Annotated in this window: 8 protein-coding genes; 6 read left to right on the top strand and 2 right to left on the bottom strand. The window is 42.5% G+C overall.

From position 1 onward, the window contains the following. Positions 1-42: 42 nt before the first annotated feature. Together G337_RS0123930 and ebgR are read right to left on the bottom strand one after the other, a co-directional pair. A complete protein-coding gene (locus G337_RS0123930; RefSeq protein WP_028866092.1) occupies positions 43-1,467 on the bottom strand; it encodes an amino acid permease in 1,425 nt (474 codons plus the stop codon). A gap of 436 nt (positions 1,468-1,903) precedes the next feature. After that, on the bottom strand, positions 1,904-2,890 hold the full coding sequence (gene ebgR, locus G337_RS0123920) for a transcriptional regulator EbgR (RefSeq protein WP_028866091.1): 987 nt from the start codon (positions 2,888-2,890) through the stop codon (positions 1,904-1,906). A gap of 294 nt (positions 2,891-3,184) precedes the next feature. Between ebgR and G337_RS0123915 the strand changes: the two genes are divergently transcribed. From G337_RS0123915 to G337_RS0123885, 6 genes are all read left to right on the top strand, one after another. Beyond that, positions 3,185-3,517, top strand: a complete 333-nt coding sequence (locus tag G337_RS0123915) for a tRNA-binding protein (protein ID WP_028866090.1) — start codon at positions 3,185-3,187, stop codon at positions 3,515-3,517. Positions 3,518-3,635: 118 nt separating this feature from the next. Then, positions 3,636-4,682 (top strand): protein YgjJ, encoded by a 1,047-nt coding sequence (gene ygjJ / locus G337_RS0123910; RefSeq protein WP_028866089.1) that lies wholly within the window; start codon positions 3,636-3,638, stop codon positions 4,680-4,682. Positions 4,683-4,698: 16 nt separating this feature from the next. Continuing rightward, complete coding sequence (gene ygjK, locus G337_RS0123905; protein WP_028866088.1) at positions 4,699-7,116, top strand: alpha-glucosidase; 2,418 nt, start codon at positions 4,699-4,701, stop codon at positions 7,114-7,116. A gap of 650 nt (positions 7,117-7,766) precedes the next feature. After that, positions 7,767-10,856 (top strand): beta-galactosidase subunit alpha, encoded by a 3,090-nt coding sequence (ebgA, locus tag G337_RS0123895; RefSeq protein WP_028866087.1) that lies wholly within the window; start codon positions 7,767-7,769, stop codon positions 10,854-10,856. Further along, entirely contained in the window at positions 10,853-11,305 is a 453-nt protein-coding gene (locus G337_RS0123890) for a beta-galactosidase subunit beta (protein WP_028866086.1), read from the top strand. Before ebgA ends, G337_RS0123890 begins: the two co-directional genes overlap by 4 nt. A gap of 81 nt (positions 11,306-11,386) precedes the next feature. Then, entirely contained in the window at positions 11,387-12,820 is a 1,434-nt protein-coding gene (locus G337_RS0123885; protein ID WP_028866085.1) for an amino acid permease, read from the top strand. Positions 12,821-12,875 lie beyond the last annotated feature (55 nt).

Genomic DNA, 12,875 nt, shown 5'->3' with positions numbered 1-12,875 from the left:
ATTTTATAATGCGGTTTTTTATTATCAGGCTAACACACCGAGTTAAGCAACTGAGGCTTCTGCCTGTTTCTGCCTCTCCTCTTCAGAAAGTGAGTCTTCATATTTATTGTATTTCCACCATGCAAATCCTAAGAAGACCACGATACCGCCGACGTTATACAGCAGTATCATTGCAATATTGCCGCCGGTCGGGAAGGTTGATGCAAGGAAGCCGATCGTGAATATGCCTATTAGTACTGAAACAAGTGCGATACCAGTAATACGAGAGCCCATTTTAAAATCACGAGGAAGATGATCTAGTTTCAAACGTAGATTAAAATAAGCCAGCATAATGAACAAAGGCGGAAGCATTGATGCAGCAGCCGTCATGTTTATCACCGTACTCATAAGGTCTTGGGCTGTCTCTGAGCCAAGCATTGGAATAATCAGTAGCGGGATAACAATAAAGAACTGTGCCCATGCGGCTCGTGCCGGCACACCGTTTTTATTAAGTGCTACCGTTTTCTCACCAAAGATCCCTTTGGGAATTTCAGAGAAAAAGATTTTAACCGGCGTTGCTGTCCACATTAATAATGAACCAAACATTGCGGTAAATGAAACAACACCAACCACGCGGTTAACCATTATTTCAGACAGGCCGTAGTAATTTGCTAAACCTTCAAAAACTTGTACCGATCCCCCTGTGTAATTTAACTCTTCACGAACTACAAATACGTTGATAAGTAGTGATGATATTGAGTACAGTGCACCGATAAAGATACCGGCAATAATAATAACTTTAACAAAGGATTTATGACCGCCTTTAACATCATTGACGTATACCGCGACAGATTCAGCCCCGCCTGCCGCCATAAAGATCCATGCCGTAACACCAAAAAATGCCCAGTTTAAGGTTGGGGTAACAGCTTCCACAGTAATAGGATCTGCCGGCTGAATACCACCAAGTACTGCAGTACCGGAAAGTACAATATATGAAAGCGTCAGCAGCAGCATAAGTGATGACGTTAGCGAAGTAATCGGACCTAATATTTTTGCACCGTTAGTTGAAACGTAAGTGGCAAAAGCAAACAACAGTGTACTTAAAAGAGCTGTTGCCCACGGAGTGAAAATATATTCATAACCCATAAAGGCGTAGGAGGCATAGGCAATAACACGCGGCAATAATGAGGTAAAGAAAAACAGGTTAACAAACCAGTAGGTGTAGGCGGCTAGAAATGCCCAGCGGCCGCCTAAGGAGCTTTTAACCCAGGCATAAACGCCGGCTTCAGAATTTTTATTTAAAGCCACGAATTCAGCAATAATCAAACAAAACGGAATAAAGTAAATCAGGGTAGCAATAAAGAACATGGGCGCAGAAGATAAGCCTATTTCTATATTATTGTTAATGACGTTGTTAAAGCTGTAAACCGCAGCAAAAGTCATCGACAACAGGGCGAATTTACCAATGGTCCCACGTATTGTAGACATATAGTTCTCCACTACTCTTAAATTGAATTATAAAACGGGCAAATATTAATATCACGGAACCCAGCACAGTGCGGATAATCTCAACAATATTGCCGTTTTTGTTTTTTAAGGTTACAAACAACTGCTGAAAACAGGGATTCAGCATTATGGTCCGGAATTGTTAGTTAACGCCACGCAGTTTAGTAAAAACTTTACTAAATAACATATAAACAAACACTTTCCGTGAAGATAGTCACAAACTATTTTTCAGGACTTTTTTAAATCAAACAGTTATAAAACAGGCCGATAAGCTGCAGTGGACTGCAAATGGAGTCGTAGTGATCAAGCAGTATGTAGATGTGTGTGCAGCCGTTATTATAAAAGGCGACTGGAGTGATTGCGGGCATAATAAAGGGATAAGTATGCACTATCCCTTCAGTAAACAGATAACGATAGGTTAGCTTTTTTTAGTCGTACCGCGCAGCTTAAGTTCACAGGGGATAGTCAAGCGGACTGGAATAGTTCGATGATCACGTTCCTGTTCCAGCAGCATGTTCACTCCTTGAACGCCCATCAGTTCAGAATGAATATGGAAAGTACTCAACGGAGGGAAAACAAACTTAGCCGTAGGAATATCATTAACACTGATCAGCGCAATATCATCCGGAATAGATAAGCCTTTTTCATTAATCGCCCGCAGCACCCCGATAGCAATTGAATCAGAGGCAACAAACAGGGCCGGCGGGTAATCACCGCTAAGCATAGTTTTTGCAGTTTTATAACCCGATGAACTGCTGAAAGTACCGCGGTAAACATCCTGCTCACAAACCATGCCGTTGAGCCTGCCGTATTCACAAAAAGCACGTTCACGGATATCAGTCTCACCGATATTGTCCTGACCACCGATAAAACCTACTCTTTTATAGCCTTGATCTGCAAAGAAATTAAGTACATCAATACTAATCTGCTGCAGATCTACATCAACACAGTCAATTTTTTTGTGCGGATCACTGTAATCAATATACAGCAGGTGCGGAGTAATATCAGTCAGCTTGTGCAGACTGTCCGGCTGTAAACGGCCGATGATTAAAACACCGTCAACCCCGCTGTCAACTTCACTAACCTGAGCATCATAATAACTCAGCAGCTCGATATTAAGCTTATTACACTGTGTCTCAATACCATGGCGAATAGACAGATAATAAGGATCGCTGAATTCAATATCCTGGGGATAGGTATACACAGCGGCAAACCGCAGCTGTCGTATTTTCGACACCTTACTCTTCCTGACGCTGACCGCTTTATACTGCAGTTTTTCAGCTATTTCCAATACTTTACGTTTAGTTTCCTGTTTAACACTTAACGTCGGATCGTCGTTAAGCACTCTTGATACCGTCGCTAGTGATACTGATGCTTCTTCTGCGATCTCTTTAAGCGTAGCCATTAACTGTCCCTTTCAGTATTAAATATTATGTCAATGATAAACATCCGGCTTACTAAAAACAACATTTTAGTAAAACTTTAACTAACTTCACATTTTTTAACCAGACACTCTTTAACCACCTTTACAACACATTAGTAAAAGTTTACATTTGATTTTACTAAAACGCCATACCTAGATAGTGATAGAGGTATAGCCGGAATATAAAGCCATGTTTTATGCTCTACTATACTCCCATTACTATCTGAATTTAAACAGAAAAAGTAATAAAACGCTTTTTTAATATCGAGGCATTAGATGAGTACAATTTCATACGGTGATTTTGCAAAGTTAGATATTCGTGTCGGTAATATCAGTCAGGTGGTTCGTCATGAAAATGCCGACAAACTGTATATCGTACAGGTTGATATTGGTGAAAAAACACTACAGACGGTAACCAGTCTGGTTCCCTATTACAGTGAAGAACAGCTGCTTGGTAAACAAGTGGTTGTTTTAACCAACCTGGCTAAAGCAAAAATGCGCGGCGAACTGTCCGAATGCATGCTGCTTTGTGCTGAGACAGAAGACGAGTCAGAAAGTGTTCTGTTAAGCCCTGAGCGCTTAATGCAGCCGGGGATCAAAATCGTTTAATAAAACACTGAACTAAAAGCACGGTGTGTATTAACAGCATCAACAATATTACTAAACAATTAACAACCTTTCGGTGCAGTAGATAATGCAGCGAAAAATTCTCGAAGGATTAACTATTATGAAAAAAACAACCCTGTCTGTACTGATTGCAGGCCTTCTAGCAACTGGTTACACCAGTGCAGAAGAAGTGCATGAAATACATGGTAAAGAAGCTCATACGGCAGAGGGAAAGGAATCTATCTGGGAATTTTACGGCGAACTCGGCATAGGCGGTCATACTGCACTGGAAGGTGATGAAAAAGGTCGTTACGGCGACGGTACTTATATTGAGGGTGGACTCGCCTTTGATACAGGTAACTGGTTTGGTTTAGCCTACATGGAAGGCTGGACGGTACAAGTCGATGACGAAGGTAATCCCTGGGCAACAGGCCACGGCTGGGGCGGGTTTGAAGGCGGGGTAAACCGCTTTTATGCTGGTTACCGTACTGAGAATCAAACTGAGATTATAGCCGGCCGCCTGGACTCATCACTGGATGATATTCAGTGGTGGGGAGACGCAACGGTTGAGTACGGTTATGTTATCCCAAACACACGTGATTTAAATGCTGGTGTTAAAGTACAAAACTTAGAGGGCAAGCTCCGCTACAGCATTTCCGCATCACCAGAATCAGATTTCAACGAAGATGACTCATTTGTACATTTTGGTAAATACGACAGCTATGCCGATAAATACACACTGAATGCCATGGTTAATGGTTATGTCCAGTACGACCTTATGGATAACTTAACCCTGTTAGGCGGTGCAGAAATACGTGACGGTGCCGGTGAGCTTTATTTAGCTGGTGCTGAATTCCACAATTTTGCAGCACGTGTCTGGCATGATACTGACCGTGGTAATGAACAAGGTAACGGCAAAGAAACAGGTTTTATGACCAGTGCATGGTATGAAGCTGCCCCGGGTGTTTATCTATCCGCAGCCTATACCTACGCCAATAATGAAGTTGAAAACGAAGAAGACCGTATCACCTCTTATATCAATACCGGCGTCTGGTATGAATACGGTGACGGCGCTTATGCAAGCGCTTTTGATATTAAATTTGCAGTAGGTGACGACACAGAATCAGGTGATGCATCACTATTTGCAATGCAGTACTTCTACTGGTAATAATGAGGGTTAAATAATGAAAATGAATAAATCTATCTGTGCACTAGCCGTTGTATCAGCATTAACGTTAACAGCATGCGGCACCACTAACGAACAGGCGCAAACTAAATCAGCACAGACTGCTGAGCAGACTTTGTTATCAGCAGACTCTTTTAAAAATGTTATTGACCGCACTGGTTCACCAGAATATATGCGCGATTATGACTTTGACGAACATCAGCGCTTTAACCCGTTCTTCGATTTAGGCGCGTGGCACGGTCATCTGTTACCGGATAATAAAGACAGCATGGGTGGATTCCCCGGAACCGCTCTGCTGACCGAAGAATATATTAACTTTATGGCGACCAATTTTGACCGCCTGACGGTATTCAAGGAGGGTAAAAAAGTAGACTTCGACATGGAAGTTTACAGCTTACCCGGCTCACTGGTGCAGGTGCTGACAGCAGATGATATAAAAATTGAAATGCATTTACGTTTTGCGACTAACCGTACCTCTTTACTTGAAACTAAAATCGACAGCGACAGTGAATTAACACTGGTCTGGGACGGCGAGTTGATTGAAGGTTCACATGCGGCTGAAGGCGTAGAGCAGTCAGATAAATCAGTTTCTGAAACCTACCCGGAATACGATCGTAAAATTGCGGCAACCGACAACGGCCTGAAAGTAACTTTCGGTAAAGTACGTTCAACATGGGACCTGCTGACTTCAGGTGAATCAGAGTATCAGGTTAATAAAACCATTAAGGCTGATACACAGGTTGACGGCTTAAGCTTCACCTCAACCGCTAAAATCAGCGGTGATACGACTTTTTATACCACCTACACCCATGTTTTAACGGCAGATGAAAACCAGGCAGAACAGGCTAAAATTGCTGCAGTATTAGCCGATCCGCTCAGCTATCAGGAACAATCAGATAAACGCTGGCAACAGTATCTAACATTAGGTTTAACCAATAAAAATGCCACTGCAGAACAGGCGCGTGTGGCAGTTAAATCCATTGAGACGCTAAACGGCAACTGGCGCGGTGCAGCCGGAGCTATGAAACATGACTCAGTAACACCTTCTGTGACAGCCCGCTGGTTCTCAGGCAACCAGACCTGGCCTTGGGATACCTGGAAACAGGCTTATGCAATGGCCCACTTCAATCCGGAAGTGGCTAAAGAAAATATCCGCGCAATGTTTGCCTATCAGATCCAGGCCGATGATAAAGTGCGCCCTTATGACGCAGGTTATGTACCCGATTTATTAGCTTACAACCTCAGCCCGGAACGCGGCGGTGACGGCGGTAACTGGAACGAGCGTAATACAAAACCGAGTCTGGCATCATGGGCGGTAATGGAAGTTTATAATACCACTCAGGATAAAGCATGGCTTGAAGAGATGTACCCGAAACTAGTTGCTTACCATGACTGGTGGCTGCGTAACCGCGACCATAACGGTAACGGCATTCCAGAGTACGGCGCGGCAGTTGATAAAGCACACAATACCCCGGACGGTGAAATACTGTTTACAGCCACCATTAACGGTAAAAAAACGGAGCTGCAGGGTATCGAAAAATATAATACTTTGATTGCCTCAGGTGAGTACGATCATATCGAAATCCCGGCACAAACGGCGGCTTCCTGGGAGTCCGGGCGTGACGATGCGGCAGTATTTGGTTTTATCGATGAAGATCAGCTGAAGAAATATGTTGAAGACGGCGGTTCTCGTAAAGACTGGGAAGTACAGTTTGCAGAAAACCGCGACGAAACAGGCCAGCTGATCGGTTACTCGCTGCTCCAGGAATCCGTTGATCAGGCAAGCTACATGTACAGTGATAACAAATATTTAGCAGAGATGGCTGATATTTTAGGTAAACCTGCCGATGCTAAAATGTTTCGTAAAAAATCAGCAGACATAGCTTCTTACATTAATACCTGTATGTTTGATCAAGAAAGCGGCTATTACTATGATATTCGTATTGAAGAAACAGAAATGGATAACGGCTGTGCAGGTAAACCTATCGTAGAGCGCGGCAAAGGACCTGAAGGCTGGTCACCGCTGTTTAACGGCGCGGCAACCCAGGAAAATGCCGATATTGTTATTAATACCATGCTTAATAAAGATGAGTTCAATACCTTTGTTCCTCTAGGTACAGCATCACAGCAAAGCCCGGCCTTTGGCGCTGATATTTACTGGCGCGGACGTGTCTGGGTAGATCAGTTCTACTTTGGTGTACGCGGTATGGAGCAGTACGGCTACCATGATCAGGCGGTAGAATTAGCCAATAAATTCTTCCTGAATGCCGACGGTCTGGTGGAAGACGGCCCTATCCGTGAAAACTACAATCCGCTAAATGGAGCGCAGCAGGGTGCACCTAACTTCTCATGGAGTGCAGCTCATTTATATATGTTATATAACGAGTTTTTCGCCGAACAGAAACATGAATCGTAAATAAGCTTTATAAGAACAGCTCAAGCCCGCTAAGAAATCAGCGGGCTTTTTTTATCCGTTATTTAAGGATGATAGACAATTTGCACATGGATAGAATAAATACTCATCTCAATAAATATCAGATCAATCCTGCTGGTTAAAATTATCAACAATGCTAAAACAGACAACCGTGCCTGCTAAAATAGTAAAAACAAATGTAAACAATTTTACTAAAACAACATTTGTACGTCGCATTTTTCATTTGCTGAGTAAAATAACGGCAAAATTCACCTTCCCTTCACTGCCTACTTTTCGGATTGATTCTGAATTAATGGGCATCCAGGCTGTTAACTTACTGATTGAACGACGTCGATAGCAAAGAAAAATTCCTGTATCTGTTAATTTCCCAAGCGCAGGAAGCATCCCCCCTGCTCTATTAGCTCCCCTTACTGATTACACTAATCTCAGAACCGAAGAAGATACCCTTACAATATTCTGCAACCGTAAGCATTAAAGAGACAAATAGCGCTGCTTTAACGGCTGGTTGCAATTAAAAATGTGACCTGGTTAAAACCAATTAAACATTACCATTATGTTTAGTTAAAGTTTTAGTTAATATTTACCTGCAAATTTTATTAACTTAAACGCTCGGTATTAACCGGAGGGTAAATATGAACAATTGGGAAAACTTCTTTAATTTAAATGAGAATCGTATGGCACCACGTGCTTACTTTTTCTCATATGATTCAATTCAAAGTGCCGCAACATTCCAGCGTGAATTAAGCAGCCGCTATCAGTTATTAAGCGGCCGGTGGAATTTTAATTTTTTTACTAATCCAATGCTTGTACCTGATGAATTTTATTCTCAGTATATGAACAGCTGGGGTCGTATTACTGTACCAAATATGTGGCAAATGGAAGGCCACGGAGATCTTCAATATACAGATGAAGGTTTTCCATTCCCGATTGATGTACCTTTTGTACCAAGCGATAATCCTACTGGTGCTTATCAGCGTATTTTCACGTTAGGTGAAACATGGAACAACAAACAAACCATTATTAAATTTGACGGTGTTGAAACCTACTTTGAAGTGTATATAAACGGCCGCTATATTGGTTTTAGTAAAGGCAGTCGTTTAACAGCAGAATTTGATATTTCTGCATATGCACAGCAGGGTGAAAATTTATTGTCTGTTCGTGTTATGCAGTGGGCTGACTCGACCTATATTGAAGACCAGGATATGTGGTGGACCGGCGGTATTTTCCGCGATGTTTATTTAGTCGGCAAAGAGCCGGTGCATGTTCAGGATATTACCGTTCGTACTGATTTTGATGATAACTATCAAAATGCTCGATTATCCTGCAGCGTTGAATTAGAAAATCTAAGTAAAAGTGCAGTACTAAACCACACCCTGGAATATGTTTTACTTGATGCCGGCACCGTTGTTGCACAAGGTGTATCTGAGTCACTAAACTTTGATTCCCAGCTTACTCATAACATTAGTCTCAATGTCGACAGCCCGGAACACTGGAACGCTGAAAAGCCTTATTTATACCAGCTTATTCTGATTCATAAAGACGCGCAGGGTAACACCCTTGAGATTATCCCTCAACGTGTTGGTTTCCGTGATATTAAAGTCCGTGACGGTCTGTTCTATATCAACAATAAATACGTAATGCTGCACGGCGTTAACCGTCATGATAATGATCACCTCAAAGGCCGTGCGGTTGGTATGGACCGGGTTGAAAAAGATATTATCCTGATGAAACAGCACAATATCAATTCGGTACGAACAGCACACTACCCTAACGACCCGCGCTTTTATGAACTATGTGATATTTACGGTTTATTTGTGATGGCTGAAACCGATGTGGAAACCCATGGTTTTGCCAATGTCGGAGATCTAAGCCGTATTACTGACGATCCTGAATGGGAACATGTATTTGTAGAGCGTATTGAACGTCATATTCATGCTCAAAAAAATCATGCTTCAATTATTATGTGGTCACTGGGCAACGAATCGGGTTACGGCTGCAACATCAAAGCGATGTACCAGGCGGCGAAAGCCATTGATGATACACGTTTAGTCCATTACGAAGAAGACCGTGATGCTGAAGTGGTTGATGTTATCAGTACTATGTATTCTCGTGCCCAGTTAATGAATGCATTTGGTGAATTTCCGCATGATAAACCACGTATTATCTGTGAATATGCCCACGCTATGGGTAACGGCCCCGGCGGTTTAACAGAATACCAGAATGTTTTTTATGAGCATGATTCAATTCAGGGGCATTATGTCTGGGAGTGGTGTGATCACGGCATTCTGGCAGAAGATGAAAACGGTACCGAGTTTTTAAAATACGGCGGTGATTATGGTGATTACCCGAATAACTATAACTTCTGCATGGACGGATTAGTCTATTCAGATCAGACACCTGGACCCGGCCTTAAAGAGTATAAACAAGTTATTGCTCCGGTAAAAATTCGTGCTAAAGATACTCAAAACGGTATTTTCACTGTTGATAATAAACTGTGGTTCTCCAGCCTTGACGACTACACAATCACAGCTGAAGTTCGTGCTGAAGGTGAAACATTACAAAGCATCACCCTGAAAGTGAAAGATTTAGCTGCAGACAGCAGCCGTGATATTGAACTGGATATAACACAGCTTGATGATCGCGAAACTTTTATTAACTTTACCATACGTAAAGACTCGCGCACTTTATACAGTGAAGCTAATCACGACATTGCGCTCTACCAGGTACAGTTAAAAGAGAATACGCAGCAGTTGCCGGCTTTCACTAACAGCAGTGCGACTGCACTTGAGATTCAAGAAACACAGTTAGACTACCTTGTTAAAGGTCTTAACTTCAGCCTCAACTTTTCAAAAATAAACGGTAAATTAACCTCCTGGACAGCAAACGGCAAAGAGTTGATTGCCAGCCCACCGAAACTTAATTTCTTTAAACCTATGGTTGATAACCACAAGCAGGAGCATGACGGTTTGTGGGAGCCCGCTCACCTGCAGATTATGCAGGAACACTTCCGTTCAATCGCTGTTGAAGAAGTTAACGGCAGAGTCACATTCACAGTAAACAGTATTGTTGCACCGCCGGTATTTGATTTTGGTATGCGCTGTACTTACGTCTATGAGGTTAATAAAGAAGGCCAGCTTAATATGCAGCTGTCTGCTGAAAAGTACGGTGAATATCCACATGTAATCCCGGTACTTGGTTTAGATCTCGGTATCACTAACGAATTTGATCAAGTCCAGTATTACGGCAGAGGTCCGGAAGAGAACTATCAGGACAGTCAGCAGGCCAATATTATCGATCTCTACCAGACAACGGTTGCGGATATGTTTGAGAATTACCCCTTCCCGCAAAATAACGGTAACCGCCAGAATGTGCGCTGGGCATCTTTAACAGATCGCCACGGTTCAGGTTTATTTATTAAACCAGAGCAGGAAATTAATTTTAGTGCCTGGCACTACACCAGCCAGAACCTGCACCAGGCGCAGCATACCATTGAGCTTGAAAAAAGCGGCTTTATTACGGTTAACCTTGACCATAAATTAATGGGCTTAGGTTCAAATTCATGGGGCTCTGAAGTGTTAGATTCATACCGTGTTTATATGCAGAATTTCCAGTATGCCTTAACACTTATACCCTTTGACGGGGGAAGCAGCACAGCAGGCACATTATCACAGCACACATTCACCGGTGCAGACAACATTGAACAAGGCGAAAATATATCATGATTATTTTAGACAATTTAACCCAGTTTAAAGAAGTTTATCGCGACGGCCGTAAATGGAACCGCTGTATCGAAGCCATTGAAAATCTAGAAAAACTAAAAGACGGCGTTATGTATTCAATCGGCGACTCTCTGGTATATATGATTGAAGACGGTGTCGCTAAAAACACTTCAGATTTCATTGCTAACCGACGTTATTTTGATATCCATTATTATCTTGAAGGCGGCGAGTCAGTCGAGATTGCGCATAAAGATGCGCTGCATATAAAACAGGCTTATCAAGATGAAACCGACCGGGAGTTTCTGCTTGGACAGGGGCAGTCACAAAAACTGTGTAAAGGACAGGTTGCTGTTTTTGATAATAACAAAGCCTATCGTTTTCACGGTGACAGCCGGGTACGTAAAGTCGTACTGAAAGTAACCGTTGAAGACGGATATTTTTTAAATAAATAATTTTTTAAATAATACGGCGGCTTTTATCAGCAGTGATGAAGTCGCCAAAGCTAACTAAATTTTTTATAAGTGGAGAGTTATATGTCTACATCCATACGCGGAACGATAGGTAAATTTGCCCTGTTGTCAATGACACTCGTCGCGGTATTTAACGTCCGTAATATCGTTAATAATAATATTGAACTGGGCTTAAGCTCTGCCCCTGTCTTTCTGTTTGCTACCATTGTCTATTTCATTCCATTTGTTTTCATTATTGCGGAGTTTGTATCCGCAAATAAAAACTCAGAATCAGGCATGTATGACTGGTTGAAAAAACCGTTAGGAACAAAAATGGCCTACCTGGGCTCTTTCCTTTACTGGTTTGTAAACCTGTTCTGGTTTATTTCTCTGCTGCCTAACGTTATTTCTTATGCTTCATACGCAATGCTGGGTTATGAGTATACCTTCTCACCTATAGTGACTTCGATGATCTCTATTGCCCTGTTTGCTTTTGCAACACATATATCCACAAAAGGGGCTTCCTGGTTAGGTAATATTTCTGAGTTTGTTACTTACGGCGTTCTTGCTCTGTTCGCTATCTATCTTATAGGTGCTCTAACGGCACTCGGCGGTGACCATGTTCCAGCAGAGCCGATCACATTAACAGCAATGTCACCCACTATTAACTGGGCAACCCTGGGTATTATGTGCTGGATCTTCCAGGCTGCAGGCGGTGCAGAAACGGCGGCCGCTTACTTGAAAGATGTAAAAGGCGGTCAAAAGACCTTCATAAAAGTCATTATCGCAGCTGGTGTTCTTATCGGTGCGATGTACGCAGTCGGTTCTCTGCTGGTTAATGTATTTGTTCCTCGTGAAGATCTGACCTATGCAGGCGGTATGGTTGAAATCTTTACCGGTATGGCCCAGTACTTTAATATTTCTGAAGCTCTGGTAGGCCGCTTTGTAGGTATTGTACTGTTTATCGCAATGTTCGGCTCAATGATGATGTGGACTGCAGCTCCCGTTAAAATTCACTTCTCTGAAATCCCTAAAGGTGTATACGGTGAAAAAACAACTGAACTGAACGAACACGGTGTTCCTTTCCGCGCGGCATGGTGGCAGTTTGCATTCGTATTTGTCATGTTAGTGGTAAATGGTTTTGGCTCTGAATCTGTACAAGAGATGATGAATACTGCAATTAACCTTACTGCAGGTACAGCTATGCTGCCGCCGATCTTTATTATGGCGGCTTACTTTGTACTGCGCTGGAAGTATGATGATATGCCTCGAGATTTCCGCATGGGATCTCGTAAAGTGGGTATGAGTATTGTATCTGTTCTTATAACTATCTTTGTTGTAAGCATGACAGCATCTGCATTCCCGACGGGTGTTGACCTGGTTAATGCCTTCTTTATAAATGTATTTATGACAGCGGTATTCTCCGCTCTTGCTTACTGGTGGATTTCCCGCTTTGAAAAGAAGCAGACAGCTACTGAAGAGCTCGCAGAGCCAGTTCCAAGTACAGTAACAAAATAACAAATAACAGCACCAGTGCCCTGCTGGTGCTTGTTCTGGTATTCGAGCTAATGCC

It is taken from the genome of Psychromonas aquimarina ATCC BAA-1526 (assembly GCF_000428725.1).
In the GTDB taxonomy this organism is placed as follows: Bacteria; Pseudomonadota; Gammaproteobacteria; order Enterobacterales; family Psychromonadaceae; genus Psychromonas; species Psychromonas aquimarina.
Note: the sequence above shows the minus strand (reverse complement) of the source record. Positions and strands in the feature narration are given on the sequence as shown.